This is a genomic window from Celeribacter sp. (genome assembly GCF_048261515.1).
In the GTDB taxonomy this organism is placed as follows: Bacteria; Pseudomonadota; Alphaproteobacteria; order Rhodobacterales; family Rhodobacteraceae; genus Celeribacter.
Map to the genome: position 1 here is coordinate 80923 of NZ_JBLXFZ010000007.1, position 17123 is coordinate 98045.

14 protein-coding genes are annotated in these 17123 nt (G+C 57.3%); 8 read left to right on the plus strand and 6 right to left on the minus strand.

What is annotated here, in order from left to right; genetic code table 11:
- Positions 1 to 2: 2 nt before the first annotated feature.
- A complete protein-coding gene (gene argJ, locus ACN0SC_RS13145; RefSeq protein ID WP_417250137.1) occupies positions 3 to 1250 on the minus strand; it encodes a bifunctional glutamate N-acetyltransferase/amino-acid acetyltransferase ArgJ in 1248 nt (415 codons plus the stop codon).
- Between the two features lie 27 nt (positions 1251 to 1277).
- Positions 1278 to 2144, minus strand: a complete 867-nt coding sequence (locus tag ACN0SC_RS13150) for a peptidylprolyl isomerase (RefSeq protein WP_417250138.1) — start codon at positions 2142 to 2144, stop codon at positions 1278 to 1280.
- Positions 2145 to 2324: 180 nt separating this feature from the next.
- Between ACN0SC_RS13150 and secA the strand changes: the two genes are divergently transcribed.
- The 3 genes from secA (at position 2325) to ACN0SC_RS13165 (ending at position 7538) form a co-directional block, all read left to right on the plus strand.
- Complete coding sequence (gene secA, locus ACN0SC_RS13155; RefSeq protein ID WP_417250139.1) at positions 2325 to 5009, plus strand: preprotein translocase subunit SecA; 2685 nt, start codon at positions 2325 to 2327, stop codon at positions 5007 to 5009.
- 155 nt (positions 5010 to 5164) lie between these two features.
- Entirely contained in the window at positions 5165 to 5956 is a 792-nt protein-coding gene (locus ACN0SC_RS13160; protein WP_417250140.1) for a hypothetical protein, read from the plus strand.
- Positions 5957 to 5987: 31 nt separating this feature from the next.
- Positions 5988 to 7538, plus strand: coding sequence for a phosphate ABC transporter substrate-binding/OmpA family protein (locus ACN0SC_RS13165; RefSeq protein ID WP_417250141.1), 1551 nt, complete (start codon positions 5988 to 5990; stop codon positions 7536 to 7538).
- Here the strand turns inward: ACN0SC_RS13165 and radC are convergent.
- The 3 genes from radC to dnaK form a co-directional block, all read right to left on the minus strand.
- Positions 7529 to 8287: a RadC family protein gene (gene radC, locus ACN0SC_RS13170; RefSeq protein ID WP_417250292.1), complete on the minus strand. Its 759-nt coding sequence runs from the start codon at positions 8285 to 8287 to the stop codon at positions 7529 to 7531. The genes ACN0SC_RS13165 and radC overlap by 10 nt on opposite strands.
- A gap of 168 nt (positions 8288 to 8455) precedes the next feature.
- Positions 8456 to 9607, minus strand: coding sequence for a molecular chaperone DnaJ (gene dnaJ, locus ACN0SC_RS13175; protein WP_417250142.1), 1152 nt, complete (start codon positions 9605 to 9607; stop codon positions 8456 to 8458).
- A 75-nt stretch (positions 9608 to 9682) separates the two neighbouring features.
- The gene (gene dnaK, locus ACN0SC_RS13180) at positions 9683 to 11602 is read right to left on the minus strand and encodes a molecular chaperone DnaK (RefSeq protein ID WP_417250143.1); all 1920 of its coding nucleotides are present in this window, start codon (positions 11600 to 11602) and stop codon (positions 9683 to 9685) included.
- 197 nt (positions 11603 to 11799) lie between these two features.
- Here dnaK and ACN0SC_RS13185 point away from each other — a divergent pair, with 197 nt between their 5' ends.
- Positions 11800 to 12420 carry an alpha-ketoglutarate-dependent dioxygenase AlkB family protein gene (locus tag ACN0SC_RS13185; RefSeq protein WP_417250144.1) on the plus strand — a complete coding sequence of 207 codons (621 nt, stop codon included), beginning with the start codon at positions 11800 to 11802 and terminating at the stop codon, positions 12418 to 12420.
- A gap of 3 nt (positions 12421 to 12423) precedes the next feature.
- Here the strand turns inward: ACN0SC_RS13185 and ACN0SC_RS13190 are convergent, their stop codons facing one another.
- Positions 12424 to 13242 carry an ABC transporter permease gene (locus ACN0SC_RS13190; protein WP_417250145.1) on the minus strand — a complete coding sequence of 273 codons (819 nt, stop codon included), beginning with the start codon at positions 13240 to 13242 and terminating at the stop codon, positions 12424 to 12426.
- Positions 13243 to 13390: 148 nt separating this feature from the next.
- Here ACN0SC_RS13190 and cysQ point away from each other — a divergent pair, with 148 nt between their 5' ends.
- The 4 genes from cysQ (at position 13391) to galE (ending at position 17092) form a co-directional block, all read left to right on the plus strand.
- Entirely contained in the window at positions 13391 to 14188 is a 798-nt protein-coding gene (gene cysQ / locus ACN0SC_RS13195) for a 3'(2'),5'-bisphosphate nucleotidase CysQ (RefSeq protein WP_417250146.1), read from the plus strand.
- Positions 14188 to 14988, plus strand: coding sequence for a 3-deoxy-manno-octulosonate cytidylyltransferase (gene kdsB, locus ACN0SC_RS13200; RefSeq protein WP_417250147.1), 801 nt, complete (start codon positions 14188 to 14190; stop codon positions 14986 to 14988). The genes cysQ and kdsB overlap by 1 nt, the downstream gene beginning before the upstream one ends.
- Positions 14989 to 15182: 194 nt before the next feature.
- The gene (locus ACN0SC_RS13205; RefSeq protein ID WP_417250148.1) at positions 15183 to 16082 is read left to right on the plus strand and encodes a UTP--glucose-1-phosphate uridylyltransferase; all 900 of its coding nucleotides are present in this window, start codon (positions 15183 to 15185) and stop codon (positions 16080 to 16082) included.
- A gap of 23 nt (positions 16083 to 16105) precedes the next feature.
- A complete protein-coding gene (gene galE, locus ACN0SC_RS13210) occupies positions 16106 to 17092 on the plus strand; it encodes a UDP-glucose 4-epimerase GalE (protein WP_417250149.1) in 987 nt (328 codons plus the stop codon).
- Positions 17093 to 17123 lie beyond the last annotated feature (31 nt).

A 17123-nucleotide genomic window follows, 5' to 3' on the forward strand; every position in this document is an offset into this window, starting at 1 on the left:
TATCAGGACCGGTAATCCGCATTGATGGAGATGTAGCCGTGGGTGAGATCACAGGACCAGACAGTTGCTGTGCCGTTATCCAGCCCCAAGTCCACGCGAATGACGATCTCATCATTCTTCATATAAGCGGCTCCGGCCTCCTCCGTATAGGACGGGGCGACCCAGCCATTTTCGGCGACAAGAATATCCCCGAACCAGATCGTGAGCCGGTCACGTTCGGCGCGTTCACCGGATTTTCCGACCGCCATAACGACACGGCCCCAGTTTGGATCTTCGCCTGCCACGGCAGTTTTTACCAGTGGCGAATTGGCAATAGCCATCGCCACGCGATGCGCAGGACCGTCCGCATTGGCACCAGTTACCTGCACTTCAATCAGTTTGGTTGCACCTTCACCATCTCGTGCGATCTGGATTGCGAGGTCTTTCATGACGGCATGCAGCGCGTCGCGGAAGGGGCGCACACGCGGATCGGCGAAATCTGTGATCGGGGCCATATCGGCCTTGCTCGTCGCGGCAACCAACACAGTATCGGAGGTGGAGGTGTCGCCATCAACGGTCACGCAGTTGAAGGTCCTCGCGTTGTCGAGCCAGAGGCATTGTTGCAGCACATCGCGAGAAATCGCGGCGTCCGTGAAGATATAGGAGAGCATGGTTGCCATATCAGGAGCAATCATGCCGGACCCTTTGGCGAAACCGGCGATTTTGATCGTGGTCCCGTCAAGGTCAATCGTTGTGGTGGAGCCTTTGGGGAAGGTGTCCGTGGTCATGATCGCACGCGCCGCCATCTCCATGGCGTCGGGTGTGAGTGCGGCTTTCAGATCAGGGACTTTAGCGGTGATCCGCTCCCATTTGATGGGCTCACCAATCACGCCAGTGGAGGCGGTGAAGACGCGATTCACATCGATCTCCAACTCGTCCGCCACCGCTTGAGTGATCTTAGAGACCGAGTCAAAACCGCTCTTGCCTGTGAAGGCGTTGGAGTTCCCCGAGTTCACGAGAATGGCGGCCTTGCCTGACAGGTCTTGTGAGATCTTTTCCTGACAATCCAGAACAGCCGCAGATCGCGTAGAGGAGCGGGTGAAGACGCCCGCGATGGTCGTGCCTTCGCAAAGCTCGGCCAACATGACATCCACACGCCCCGAGTATCGCACACCCGCTTCAAGCGCAGCAAAGCGAACACCATCAATAGCAGGCAGGTCGGGGAAACCGCCCTTTGGGGCGAGGGGCGAAACGGAGTCAATCTTGGCCATGGCTGTGGTTCCTGTCAGGCACGGAAATCAGTTGTCGAGCAATGCGTCGTCAAACACGGAGGTCACGTCGATGGTCTCCACGAGGGTGACTTCGGACGCGGACATAACGTCGTTGACGACTTCTTCGGTCGCGGCGTTGCGAACCTGATCTTCGATTTGCTCACGCACTTCATCGAGTGCAGGCACTTCTTGCAGGCGGGATTCGACAAGCTTGATCACATGCCAGCCAAACTGGGTCTGCACGGGTTCGGAAACAGTGCCAGGCTCCATCGCGACGACGGCTTCCTCGAATGGGGCAACCATCATGCCTTTGCCGAACCAACCCAAATCACCGCCATTGGGTCCGGAGGGTCCAGTCGACTTTTCGCGTGCGAGGTCGGCGAAATCGGCGCCTTCCTCAAGCTCGGTGATCAGTGCCAGAGCCTCATCTTCGGTTTCGACGAGAATATGCGCTGCGCGGTATTCGCGGCTCGGTTCGAAATCGGCAAAGGCCTCGTCGTAGGCAGCTTGAATATCCTCTTCCGTGACGGTCTCCTCAACGCCCGCCATCAGCGCCTCACCCGCGAGCAACGCACGTTGGTCGTTTTCCATCTGGTATTTGAGAGCTGTGTTCGGCTCATCGACCTTCTGGCTCAGGGCTTCCTGCTGCACCAGACGGTCAACAATCCCGCGGAAAAGAACTTCCGCTTCGAGTTGTTGATACTCGGCGGGAAGCGTGCGGCGCGCGGCGATCACGGCGCCAAGGGTGATGTCTTGTCCGTTCACGGTCGCCACGACGGTCTCGGCAGTTGCGGCGGGCATCGCTTCGGCATCTGTGTCCTGCGCTTGCACACCGCTGGTCAGGGCAAATGCAGTGGCCACTGTGGCCGCGAAAAGGCTTTTACGGAGAAACATGGTATTTTTCCTTCCTGTTACGCACCGATCAGGGCCGCAACATTGACAGTATGTATATGGCCCCTTACATCGCTTTAGGTCTTGGAAGAGGAGCCTTCGCGACATTTCTATGGGGTCGCAGGCATAGGGGCAATCCCTCCTCTTACACGTTCTGGTCAAGACACATCGAGCGGAGAAAATATGCTGGGCATCGGTACAATCGCGAAAAAGGTTTTTGGTACGCCAAATGACCGCAAGATCAAGGCAACCCGCCCGATCGTGGAAAAGATCAATGCATTGGAGCCGGAGTTTGAAAAACTTGACGACGCCGGCCTGATTGCCAAGACAGAAGAATTCAAAAAGCGCGCGGAGGGCGGTGAAAGTCTCGACTCGCTCTTGCCTGAAGCCTTCGCCAACTGTCGTGAGGCAGCACGTCGAGCGCTCGGCCTGCGCGCCTTCGATACACAGCTCATGGGTGGCATCTTCCTCCATCAGGGCAATATCGCCGAGATGAAAACGGGTGAGGGTAAAACGCTGGTGGCGACCTTCCCGTCCTATCTTAACGCCTTGACTGGTAAGGGTGTCCACGTCGTTACGGTGAACGAATACCTCGCCAAACGCGATTCCGAATGGATGGGTAAGGTCTTTGCCGCACTGGGCATGACCTGCGGCGCGATCTACAGCGGCCAGCCCGAAGATCTCAAACGCGCGGCCTATGCGAGCGATGTGACCTACGCCACGAATAGCGAGCTTGGTTTTGACTACCTGCGCGACAACTCCGCCACAGAAATGAGCCGCATCTTCCAACGCGGTCACAATTTCGCAATCGTCGATGAGGTGGATTCGATCCTGATCGACGAGGCACGCACGCCGCTGATTATTTCGGGCCCGTCTGATGATCGCTCCGAACTGTATCTGACCATCGACAAGCTCATTCCTGAGCTGACCGAGGAACACTACAACCTCAACGAAAAAAACCGTCAGGTGACTTTTACCGAGGAGGGGAACGAGTTCCTCGAAAATCGACTTCAGGTCGCGGGGCTTCTGCCTGAAGGTCAGTCGCTCTACGATCCCGAAAGCACCACGATTGTACATCACGTCAATCAGGGTCTGCGCGCGCACAAGCTCTTCCAAAACGGTGTTCACTACATCGTGCGTAGTGGCGAGGTTATGCTGATCGACGAATTTACCGGTCGCATGATGTCCGGCCGCCGCCTGTCCGAAGGGCTGCATCAAGCGATTGAGGCGAAAGAGGGTGTGACCATTCAGCCCGAAAACGTCACGCTGGCCTCTGTTACCTACCAAAACTACTTCCGCCTCTATGACAAACTGTCGGGCATGACTGGTACGGCGTTGACCGAAGCTGAAGAGTTTATGGAAATCTACAAACTCGGCGTCGTCGAAGTGCCGACCAACCGTCCGATCCAGCGGATTGACGAACACGACCGAGTGTATCGGACCGAGGCCGAAAAGCTCGACGCCGTAGTGAAATCCATTCGCAAGGCAAACGAAAAGGGTCAGCCTGTCCTCGTCGGCACCACGTCGATTGAGAAATCCGAACAGTTGTCCGACTTGCTGAAATCCGAGGGCATCGACCACAAGGTTCTCAACGCGCGCCATCACGAGCAAGAGGCGCAGATTGTTGCCGATGCGGGGAAACTCGGCGCGGTGACGATTGCGACGAACATGGCGGGTCGCGGCACCGATATTCAGCTCGGCGGTAACGTCGATATGAAAGTGATGGAGGCGCTTGCGGATGATCCCGAGGCTGATCCTGATGTCTTGCGCGAGAAAATTGAGGCGGAACACGCTGGTGAGAAGCAGAAGGTAATCGACGCGGGCGGCCTCTACGTCTTGGCGACCGAGCGTCACGAAAGCCGACGCATCGACAACCAGCTGCGTGGCCGTTCTGGACGTCAGGGCGATCCTGGACGTTCGCTGTTCTTCCTGTCGCTCGAAGATGACCTAATGCGGATTTTCGGGTCCGAGCGCCTTGAGAAAGTTCTAGGCTCGCTGGGCATGAACGAAGGCGAGGCAATTGTGCACCCGTGGGTGAACAAGTCGTTGGAGCGGGCGCAGGCGAAAGTCGAGGGTCGCAACTTCGACATTCGCAAACAGCTTCTTAAATTCGACGACGTGATGAACGACCAGCGTAAGGTTGTCTTCAGCCAGCGCCGCGACATCATGGAGAGCGAAGACGTAGGTGAGATCGTCACCGACATGCGTCATGAGGTGATCGAAGACCTCGTCGAAGCCGCGATCCCGCCGAAGTCCTACCCCGATCAATGGGATATGGACGGTCTCTATGCCTCGGTGGTCGAGAACTTGAACATGGACCTTCCCGTGAAGGATTGGGCCGAGGAAGAGGGTGTCGATGACGATGCCATTACCGATCGTTTGATCGAGGCGTCTGACGCTCTAATGAAGCAAAAGGTTGAGGCCTTCGGTGCCGAGCAATTCAGCCAGATCGAGAAACAGTTCCTGCTCAATATCATCGACACGAAATGGCGTGAGCATCTTTTGACGCTGGAGCACCTGCGCTCTGTCATTGGTTTCCGCGGCTATGCGCAGCGTGATCCGCTCAACGAGTACAAAAACGAGAGCTTCCAGCTTTTCGAGACCATGCTCGACAGCCTGCGCGGTGAAGTAACATCGAAACTCGCACGCGTTCGCCCGATGACGGATGAGGAGCGCGAGGCCATGATCAAGCAGCTCCAGCCCAAGCGCCGTGCGCCTTTGACTGCCGACGAGGGTAACGGGGAATTTCCCAATGCGATTGAAGGGTTTGACGAATCGGACCCGTCAACCTGGGGCAATCCAGGACGCAACGATCCCTGTCCCTGTGGGTCGGGTAAGAAGTTCAAGCACTGCCACGGCGCGGTGTAACGACTCTGTCCATTGTAGAATCTTAGAACACCCCGTCCTTTTGGCGGGGTGTTTCGCTATGGGAAACAGACATTTTTCCGACATGCTTTTGCCGCAAGATTCACCAACTTTCCGACTAGTTAGAAGTGTTGGTAATAGTGTTTTGGAGGCAGAATATGCTCCAGAAAGACAAGATCGCTACGGGTGTTATTGCCGTCTCTTTTGCAGTCGCTATCGGGCATTTCATGCAGCATAGCTCGGCGGAAGCGGCGTTTATTGACCCGAGAACGGTCCACAGTCAGGCGCTCACACTGCCTTCGACACCTTCTGTGCCACAGCCGCCCGCCGTGTTGATTGCGGGCCTCACGGAAGCTCTGAGCCCTGTCTCTGATCCGCTCCACCTTGCGCTGGCCTCGCCCGTCGCCCCACCCACGCCGAGCCTGACAGACGAGGTGCATATTCCCCACAATGCGACATGCGACCGGATCAATAGCGTGGCCGGGCCCGACGGCACATCATGCGCGTCACATCGACATCAACCTTTTGGGCGTGTTGCACTCATTTGGAGTGGTGATCTTCCGCTAAACCTTCACATATTCGAGAATGGCGCCACCTTTGGCGAACCCGGTCACATCTGGTCGGAGAGCCAGTCTTCCAAACGCGGCGCTATTTCAGAGAGCTTCTTCATCGAGTTAGGCGATGGCGAGGGTGGCGATCTTATTCATTCGCAGGTCTATTCCTACCGTGTTCAGCCACAAATGTGGGCGCAAGAGCCGCAGATCATGATCGAGGCGGCCATTACCGCGAGCACGTGCAGTCACGATATCGCCGCGCAATTGGTCTATTCCGACGGTAGCCACACGTCGCGCACGATTCCTGTGTCGATCGCTATGCCAGAATGCGGTTCGGGTGACGGATTTATCCAGTTGAAAAACCCTCTCGAAGACCTGACACTCGCGCAAAACTGATCTGCGGGTCGGGACTTGCGGGGCGAGAGAGATGATCAAGAGAATTGCGGTCGGCGTTTTGGCGCTCTGGGTGGTTTTAGCTGGCCCCACGCCTGTGCATGCACAAGACATTGCTCTTACGTCCCGTGACGGGTCGGTCAAAATCCAAGGGATGTTCCGCAGTTTCGATGGCGAGTTCTATCGCGTTGAAACGGAGTTCGGGGTGCTTACCGTGGATGCGTCGGGGGTCAATTGCGAGGGGCCCGCTTGTCCTGATCTACAAAATTTCGTCGCGACTCTCCGTTTCTCTGGCGATCCTTGGGCGCTCAATGGACTTCTAAGGCCATTGGTGTCCGCATTTGCAGACCAAGAGGGATACACCGTGGAGAGAAGCGGTGGCGAGGACACCCGTTTGGTTTTGGCAGAAGCCTCGTCTGGCGCGGTTGTTGGGGAGTTTGTGTTAATCGAATCCTCTGATAGTGCCGCATTTGCCGACCTCACCGCCGAGCGCGCCGATGTCGCGCTCACTTTGCGCGAGGCCGCTGGCGACGAGGTGGATGAGGCGAAGGAGGCGGGTGTTGGTAACTTCAGGGATCCGATACGCGCGCGTGTTGCCGCCCTTGATGCGCTGTCGCCCGTTGTGAACCCAGCCAATACTGTGCGTAGCTTGTCGCTGGATCAGATCGCGGCGGTCTTCTCTGGCGAAATCGGGAACTGGTCCGAGGTTGGCGGCGCGGATGCGCCAATTTCGTTGCATTTGCGTGTCGAGGACGCGGCCACGCCCGAGACCGATTTGGTCGGTGACACTCTGTCCGAAAGTGCATTGACCTATCCCACTGTGGACGGCGTCGTGGCTGCCGTTGAGGCGGATCCTTATGCGATTGGTCTCGCGCTTATTTCTGCGGGAGGCGATGTCGATCCCGTTGGGTTGAGTGGTGATTGCGGGTTTGCTGCCTCCGCTGATAGTATTGATATCAAAACGGAGGACTATCCTCTGGTCCGTCCGATCTTTGTCTACACCCCTGCGCGACGCTTGCCGAAACTCGGCCGCGAATTCCTTGGTTATCTTCTGTCCGAGACGGCGCAGGATGCGATCGCGCGCACCGACTTCGTTGATCAATCCGTGGAGCGGGTGCCTTTCCGCTTGCAGGGCCGTCGTTTCGCAAACGCCATCTCCCAGGCGGGTGACGAGATTGGTTTGGCCGAATTGCAGGCCGCGACCGAGGTGCTTCAGGGCGCGGAACGCATGACGCTCGGATTTCGGTTCGAGGGCGGCTCAACAAGGCTGGATGCGCAATCGCGATCAAATACACGCAAGTTGGCGGAGTTCCTCGAAGCTGGATTGTTCGACGGGAAAGCCCTGTCTTTCGTTGGTTTCTCGGATAGGGACGGTAGTGCGCCAGTCAACGCAAGGCTCTCCAAGCGGCGGGCGGATGCTGTGCTGCGAGCGGTTCTAGGCGCGGTTGGGGAAAGTTTCGAGCGTGAGCGCGTGACTTTGACGACGCACGGGTTGGGCGAGGCAATGCCGCTGGCTTGCGACGATACGGCATGGGGTCGCGCACTTAATCGACGTGTCGAGGTTTGGGTACGCGATCAGAGATAGCCCTCCGCGCGGAAACTCGTTTCTCGCGATTTCCCGATGATCAGGTGGTCAAACAACTGGATGCCGAGCACCTCCGCAGCGTCCCTGATTTGATTCGTCATGGTGACATCGGCCTCGGAAGGTGTCGGGTCGCCAGAGGGATGATTGTGCACCAGAATGAGCGCCGATGCGTTGAGTTCTAGAGCACGTTTGACGACTTCGCGCGGGTAGACGGGCACGTGGTCCACGGTGCCGCGGGCCTGCTCCTCATCCGCGATGAGAATGTTTTTCCGGTCAAGGTAGAGGATGCGAAACTGCTCGGTTTCACCGTTCGCCATCGTCGTGTGGCAGTAGTCGAGAACCGCGTTCCAGCTTGAGATCACAGGTCGCTTCATTATGCGGGTTCGAGCGAGACGATGGGCGCTGGCTTCAATGATTTTGAGATCCTGCGCGAGACGACTGTCCATACCCTCAATTTTGAGCAGGCGTGCGACGGGAGCGGATAGCACACGATTGTAGTCGCCGAAGGCGGCAATCAACCGTTCCGAAAGTAGCGCCACATCGCCTCGTGGAAGCGCGCGTAGTAGGACGAGTTCGAGCAGGTCGCGGTCGGTCAACGCCGATGAGCCGCCTGAGGCGAACCGCGCGCGCAGGGATTCCTCGTGATGGCGGATAACACTCGGGGGGCGTGCAGGCATCGCCACTGGACGGGCGTCATCAAGGTCGAAAAGCCACTGCGGCATCTCGCGGAATGCGGACGGGGATGAGATTTCGGGTTTGGCGGTCATGTAGGGAGCCTGCCCGACCAGTGGTGAAAATTGCGTTAATGGCGATTAACCTAGCATCGCTCGCGCACCCTCGTGAATGCGTAGCAGCAAAAGGAAAAGGACGCGAGCGGGCCCGCGTCCTTTCACAATTTCCGCATGTCGAGGAATGACTCAGTTGGTCATATCGTCCCAGAAACTTTTCACCTTCCTAAAGAAGGAGGAGCTCTCGGGGCTGTTGTCCTCGCTGAGTTTCTCGAACTCTTTGAGCAGTTCTTTCTGCTTGCCCGTGAGATTGACCGGCGTTTCGACGGCCAGTTCGATCAGCATGTCGCCCTGACCCGAACCGCGCAGCATCGGCATCCCTTTGGACCGCAGGCGCATTTGGCGACCTGATTGCGACCCCGCGGGAATCTTTACCCGCGAACGCCCGCCATCAATGGTTGGCACCTCGATATCGCCACCAAGTGCGGCTGTCGTCATGGAGACAGGAACAACACAATGCAGGTTGACGCCGTCACGCTCGAAAATCTGGTGCGGTTTGACCTCGATAAAGATGTAGAGGTCGCCCGTTGGACCGCCGCGCAGACCTGCTTCACCCTCGCCAGCAAGGCGGATGCGAGTGCCTGTTTCGACACCTGCGGGGATGTTGACCGCGAGCGAGCGTTCTTTCTCGACACGCCCCGCGCCACCACAGGATTTGCAGGGGTCTTTGATGGTCTGGCCAAGACCGCCACAAGCGGGACAGGTACGCTCGACTGTGAAGAAACCTTGCTGTGCACGGACCTTGCCCATGCCCGAGCATGACGGACAGGTTTGCGGTTCGGCGCCATTGGCGGAGCCTGTGCCGTTACAACTGTCGCAGCTCACGGAGGTGGGCACGGTGATCGTCTTCTGGGCGCCTGAATAGGCCTCTTCCAACGTAATCCGCATGTTGTAGCGAAGGTCGGAGCCACGTTGAGCGCGGGTGCGCCCACCGCCACGCTGTTGGCCACCCATGAAGTCGCCGAAAAGATCGTCGAAGACATCCGAGAAAGCCGAGGCGAAATCACCTTGACCGTGCATACCACCACCGGGGCGCCCGCCGCCCATGCCGCCTTGTTCGAAGGCCGCGTGGCCAAAGCGGTCATAAGCCGCTTTCTTGTCGGGGTCCTTTAGGGTGTCGTAAGCCTCGTTCACCTCTTTGAACCTGGCCTCTGCTTCAGGATTGTCCGCGTTGCGGTCAGGGTGAAACTCCATCGCCTTCTTGCGATAGGCACGCTTCAACTCGCTTGCGTCCGCCCCTTTGGAGAGACCGAGAACCTCGTAGTAATCGCGTTTAGACATGGATCAGATCCTCCTGAAACGCGATGGCCGGCTCGTATTTTCGACGAGCCGGCCGAACGCGTTCAATACTCGCGATTACGACCGTTTGTCGTCGCCGAGATCTTCGAAATCGGCGTCTACAATGTCGTCATCCACGCTGGACGGACCGTCGGCGTCAACGTCTGCATCGCCACCATCAGCAGCGCTTTGCTCCGATTTGTAGATCGCTTCGCCAAGTTTCATAGCGGCTTCGGTAACGTTCTGGATACCCGAACGGATTTTCTCCGGATCTTCGGTTTCCAGTTGGTCTTTGAGTGCCGCGATGGCGAGTTCGATGGCTTCGATCGTGGTCGGGTCGACTTTATCGGCATGCTCTTCCATCGACTTTTCGGTCGAGTGGATGAGGCTCTCGGCTTGGTTCTTGGCTTCGACAAGATCCTTGCGTTTCTTGTCGGCCTCGGCGTTTGCCTCGGCATCCTTGACCATTTGCTCGATATCCTCGTCCGACAAACCGCCAGACGCCTGAATCGTGATCTTCTGCTCTTTGCCAGTGCCTTTGTCTTTGGCGCCAACTTCAACGATACCGTCGGCGTTGATGTCAAAGGTCACTTCAATCTGAGGCATGCCGCGCGGTGCGGGCGGGATACCTTCGAGGTTGAATTGGCCGAGCATTTTGTTGTCAGCAGCCATTTCGCGCTCACCTTGGAACACGCGCAGGGTCACGGCCGACTGGTTGTCTTCAGCGGTCGAGAAGACCTGAGACTTTTTGGTCGGGATCGTGGTGTTGCGGTCGATCAGGCGGGTGAATACACCACCGAGCGTCTCGATGCCGAGCGACAGCGGCGTCACGTCGAGCAGGAGCACGTCTTTCACGTCACCTTGCAGAACGCCTGCCTGAATAGCGGCACCCATGGCGACCACTTCGTCAGGGTTCACACCTTTGTGCGGCTCCTTGCCGAAGAACTTGGTCACTTCTTCAATGACTTTCGGCATACGAGTCTGGCCGCCAACGAGAACAACTTCGTCGATGTCGGAGGTCGTGAGACCAGCGTCTTTCAGGGCAGCTTTACAGGGATCCATGGAACGCTTGATGAGATCCGACACAAGGCTTTCGAGTTTTGCACGGGTCAGCTTGACCACGAGGTGCAACGGCGTGCCCGAGGACGGGTCCATCGAGATGAACGGCTGGTTGATTTCGGTTTGCGTCGAGGAGGACAGTTCGATCTTGGCTTTCTCGGCAGCTTCTTTGAGGCGCTGGAGAGCCATCTTGTCTTTCGACAGATCGACACCGTGCTCTTTTTTGAATTCGTCAGCGAGGTAGTTGACGATACGCATGTCGAAGTCTTCACCGCCGAGGAACGTGTCACCGTTGGTAGCCTGAACTTCGAACACACCGTCACCAAGCTCGAGGATGGTCACGTCGAAAGTACCGCCGCCGAGGTCGTAAACCGCGATGGTTTTCGTCTCGTCTTTGTCGAGGCCATAGGCCAGCGCCGCAGCAGTCGGCTCGTTGATGATCCGCAGAACTTCAAGACCCGCGATCTTACCTGCGTCTTTCGTCGCCTGACGCTGGGCGTCGTTGAAGTAGGCGGGAACCGTGATGACGGCTTGCGTCACTTCTTCGCCAAGGTAGGACTCGGCGGTTTCTTTCATCTTGCCCAGAATGAAGGCGGAGATTTGCGACGGGGAGTATTTCTCGCCACGCGTCTCGACCCAAGCATCACCATTGCCGCCATCGACAATCGCGTAGGGAACAAGTTTCTTGTCTTTCTCGACGGCTGCGTCGCCCATGCGACGGCCGATGAGGCGCTTCACTGCAAAGACGGTGTTTTCGGGGTTCGTGACTGCCTGACGTTTTGCAGCCTGACCGACAAGACGCTCACTCTCGGTGAAGCCGACAATAGACGGTGTGGTGCGCGCGCCTTCGGCGTTTTCGATAACGCGCGGCTGCGAACCGTCCATGATGGCCACACAGGAGTTGGTGGTCCCGAGGTCGATACCGATGACTTTAGCCATGCTCTATATATCCTCTCTTGGCGATGTTGTGACGGAGGGCCCATTTCGGCGCCCGTCGTCAATCCCATTGAATTGATGTGATCGGGGGTCCGATCATTGCTTCGGAGCGTATATAGGGAGCAGTTCGGGTCGCTGCAAGTTGTGTGGGGGCGCGAAAACCGTGAAAAATGGAGTCTTTACAGGCGGAAAGGCGCAGTATGTCCGAGTTTGCGGCGAACAAGGCTTTGGAATTGCGGGGGATGCAGGTTCTCAAGGGCCTCCTAGACCGAGATGCGCAGGAGCGGATGGTTGAGGAATTGCGTCACGTCATACGCGCGGCCCCTCTCTTTTCCCCAGTCACGCAATCGGGAAAAATAATGTCGGTGCGGATGACATCAGCGGGGCGGTTCGGCTGGATTTCGGACCGCAATGGCTACCGTTATAGCGAGACCCATCCCGATGGAATGCCGTGGCCCGAAATGCCGCCGCTTGTATCGCGCGTGTGGGACACGGTGTCGGGCTGTGCGCGGACGCCAGAATGCTGTTTGATCAATTTCTATGGCGAGAGCGCCCGTATGGGGATGCATCAGGACATTGACGAAGTGGATTTCTCCGCGCCCGTGGTGTCGATTTCTCTCGGGGACGATGCATTGTTTCGGGTCGGAAACGAGGCGCGCGGCGGCAGGACGGAGAGCATCTGGCTTACATCAGGAGATGTGGTGGTGATGGGCGGAGCGTCGCGGCGCCTTTTCCATGGCGTCGACCGCGTGAAGCACGGATCCAGCACACTTTTACCGAGAGCGGGAAGGATTAATGTGACATTGCGGGTCGTGACCTGACCTCTACCGCGCTGACCAACTGGCGGATACGCGCCTGCGGGTGAAGAACTCGGCCAGCAATCCGATCGTGACAAAGACCAGCGAGAACACCACTGGATAGAGAACCGAGGACCAGTGCGGATTATAGTTCACAAAAGTGAACCCCCGCGCCTGGTCAATGGTGTGGAACAGCGGATTCCAGTCGAAAAAAGCGATCATGAATCCAGGCATTGTATTGGCAAGAAACATCTTGCCTGACGTGAACATGTTGGCGCGGGCGTAGAGCGTTTTGATCACCTTGACGGGTTCAGGCGCCCATGGTCTTGCGGCGAGGAGTACCGTGCCGATGGCAGCACCCGAAAACCATGCCAGCAGCAACATGCCGATCACCCCTGGCAGGTATTGAAACGATACGGTCCCCCAGCCCAGCGAATAGACGGTCAAGATCACGATGACTGAAAGGACCTGAATGTAGAGCGATCCGAGTGCCGCGGCGGTGATCGAAATCGCCGTATTCATCGGGGCGTGTTGCATCATCGGTGAACTGGCTGTTTCGGCAGATGCTACGTCCCCCATAGCCTTGTTATGAGTCAGGAACAGGAAGATTCCTGTCATGATGAACAATACGAAATCCCCTCGAACGGCAGAGGAACGCATTCCGAGGATTTGCATCATGAAGGTGAACACGACCACGAGAATGATGGCCTGCATCATGTTGACGATCAGTCCGATCAAGGGGCTTCCGTGGGATTTCCGAACGTGCCGCACGGTGTTGTGGAAAATCAGACGCAATATGTTGAGGGCTGCGGAGAAGCCGTTTTGTCGCTTGGAGTAATGAAACACGCGCGCCTCCTATGGCGTTGACCATCGCGGCCAATCGACCTGTTTTGGTGGCCAACGGCTTGCTTGCCGATTTCCTATACGTGGATCATAAAGGGTGTCAGGTATACAATCAATGAAAGGGCGCGCGCGTGCCCGAACGGAGAGACCCTTGGATTACGAAAAACTGGTCCCGCTGATGCGTAAGCTGGCATTGGAAGCTGGCGACAAGATTATGGAAATCTACGAAGCGGATGATTTCGAAGTAAAGTCCAAAGCGGATGACAGCCCTGTTACAATCGCTGATGAAGCGGCAGATGAGATCATTTCCGCTGGTTTGCGTGAGGCCTTTCCCGATGTAACCCTGATAACCGAGGAGCAGGCCAAATCGCACGAAATCAAAGCCGAGACTTTCCTCATTGTCGACCCTCTCGACGGAACGAAGGAATTCATCAAGCGGCGCGGCGATTTCACGGTGAATATTGCCTATGTCGAAAAAGGCGTTCCGCAGCGCGGTGTGGTCTACGCTCCAGCCAAGGGTCGTCTTTTCATCACGGGCGCGGATGGGCGCTCCGTTGAAGAGGTCGCACCCTTCGACAAGGGGCGCGCAGGTGAACAGAAGCCGATTTCCGTCAGAACGCCCGACAATGACGCACTGTTGATTGTCGCGTCCAAGTCCCACCGTGATCAGTCGACAGAGGATTATCTCGCCAAGTACAAGGCGGCCGATACCAAGTCGGCGGGCTCGTCGTTGAAATTCTGCCTTGTGGCAACTGGCGAAGCCGACATCTATCCACGTGTGGGTCGAACGATGGAATGGGATACGGCGGCGGGCCATGCTGTGCTCTTGGGGGCGGGCGGCGACGTTGTCCGCTTCGACGACCATACTCCGCTGACCTACGGCAAGGACGACTATGCCAATCCGTTTTTTATCGCCTATGCGCATGGCGTTGATCTGAAGGAAGCGTAATGTCCTGTCTCGTCGTCATTCCTGCCCGCTACGCCTCCACTCGCTATCCAGGTAAGCCGCTTGTCGAACTGACGGGCGCAACGGGGGAAAAGAAGTCGCTCATCCAGCGAAGCTGGGAGGCTGCGTCTTCTGTGAAAGGGGTTGATCGGGTTGTTGTGGCGACGGATGACGCGCGCATCCGCAACGCCGCCGAGGCATTCGGTGCCGAGGTGGTGATGACCTCTACCGACTGTCGCAATGGCACGGAGCGATGCGCAAAAGCGCATGAGGTGCTGGGCGGTGGATACGATATCGTGGTCAATCTGCAAGGCGACGCTCCGCTCACCCCGCACTGGTTTGTCGAAGAACTGGTTGCGGCTTTGGTGGCTGACCCGTCGGCGGGGATGGCAACGCCCGTGTTGCGGTGTGACGGACGCGCGCTCAACGGATTTCTGACTGATCGCAAGGCGGGCCGCGTTGGCGGGACAACGGCCGTATTTGGGGCCGACAACCGCGCGCTCTACTTCTCGAAAGAAGTGATCCCCTTCACATCGGACACCTATGCCGACGGTGACAGTACGCCTGTGTTCCACCACGTTGGTGTCTACGCCTACACCCGCGCGGCGCTTGCGGCATACTCGACGTGGGCCGAGGGGCCGCTGGAGAAGCTGGAGGGGCTGGAGCAGTTGCGTTTCCTAGAAAACGGGCACCCGATCCGCTGTGTTGAGGTTAGCGCGAATGGGCGTCAATTCTGGGAATTGAACAATCCCACCGATGTTGAGCGGATCGAGACCATGTTGAGCGAAGCTGGTATTGCGTGAACTGCGCGCGGCCCAGCTGCTGCGTTTCTGGGCAATTCGTGCTAAAATTACGCAAAACTGAATTATTGGGTCGAGATTCACAGGAAAATGCGCGAAACAATGCGTGGTGTCATGAGTGTATGAGCAGCCGCGTGTAGGGTGTTTTGACGCCAAAGGTATTTGGTGGAATTTTAAGCGAGATGTAAGGAGACATCATGAGCCGCAAAGTTACGAAGGCCATTTTCCCCGTTGCCGGCCTGGGAACGCGTTTTCTCCCCGCGACAAAATCAGTGCCGAAGGAGATTATGACTCTCGTCGACCAGCCGCTCATTCAATACGCGATTGACGAGGCGCGCGCGGCCGGGATCAAGGAGTTTATCTTTGTGACCTCGCGGGGCAAAGGTGCGCTTGAGGATTACTTCGATCACTCGCCAGTTCTGGAGCAGGAGCTTCGCAAGAAGGGCAAAGACGACCTGATGGCAACGCTCAAACGCACCTATATGGACAGCGGCGCGATTGCCTACATTCGCCAGCACAAGGCGCTCGGCCTTGGTCACGCCGTTTGGTGTGCGCGCCGTTTGCTCGGTCCGAAAGAGCCATTTGCCGTGATCCTTCCCGATGATGTGATTGCCGCCGAGAAGCCCTGCCTGCAACAGATGGTCGAGGCCTATGAGGAACTTGGTGGCGGTTCGATGGTCGCCGCGATGGAAGTGCCGCCTGAAAAGGCCTCTTCTTACGGCGTATTGGACTACGAAGGGGAAACGAACGAGTCGGTCAAAGTGACTGGCATGGTCGAAAAACCGCCAGCAGGTACCGAGCCTTCCAATCTCGCTGTGATCGGTCGCTACATTCTTGCTCCAGAGGTGATGAAGAACCTCAACAAGAAGAAAGAAGGCGCCGGCGGTGAGATCCAGTTGACTGACGCTATCGCCGACGAAATTTCCGAAGGACGGAATGTCTATGGCTATCGTTTCGCAGGTCAGCGTTTCGACTGCGGCTCTAAAGCGGGCTTCTTGCAGGCAACGATTTCCTTCGGTCTGTCGCGTCCTGAGTTGCGCGAAGAATTGCAGGACTATCTCGACGAGCTTGCTGCTGTGCGCTCTGCCGCACAGTAAGTTTTCGACAGGTAAGGTCTTCTATGTCTGATACTGTTTTTGTAACTGGCGGCGCCGGATACATTGGGTCGCATGCGTGCAAAGCACTACGCGCGGCGGGCTATGCGCCTGTCACGCTCGACAATCTGTCGACTGGTTGGGAGGACGCCGTCAAGTTCGGCCCGTTCGAGCGCGGCGACCTCACGGATCGGGCGTGGCTCGACGATGTTTTCGCGAAGTATGCGCCTATAGCGGTCATGCATTTTGCTGCGTTCAGTCAGGTCGGCGAGAGCATGACGGACCCTGCGAAATACTGGCGTAACAATGTGGTCGGGTCGCTCACGCTGGTTGAGGCGGCTGTGGCGGCGAAGTGTATGAACTTCGTCTTTTCCTCCACATGCGCAACCTATGGAGATCAGGACAACGTTGTGCTTGACGAAAACAGCGTGCAACTGCCGATCAACTCCTATGGCGCGTCCAAGAAGGCGGTTGAGGAGATCCTTGCCAACTTCGAACAGGCCTTTGGCCTGAACCACGTGATCTTTCGTTACTTCAACGTGGCGGGCTGTGATCCTGAAGCGGAGGTTGGCGAGTTCCACCAACCCGAAACCCACCTGATCCCGCTCATGCTCGATGCTATCTCTGGAAAACGCGATGCGCTGACGATCTTCGGCACGGATTACGACACGCCCGACGGAACCTGCATTCGCGACTATGTTCATGTCTGTGACCTTGTCGGTGCGCATGTTCTGGGCCTGAAATGGTTGATGGATGGCAAGGGAAGCCGTGTGTTCAACCTAGGCACGGGGCAAGGATTCTCTGTGCGCGAGGTTGTCGACCATTCGCGTGCGGTGACAAATATGGACGTGCCGATTATCGAAGGTGAACGGCGGGCAGGAGACTGCACCAAGCTTGTGTCAGGCTCCGAGCGCGCGGTTGTTGAACTGGGTTGGACCCCGACGCGGTCGAACCTCAAAGACATGATCGCGGACGCATGGCGCTGGCATCAAAGCGGACATTATGAGAAATAGGGTGGAATAGACCCTAACTCGGCATGGTGTG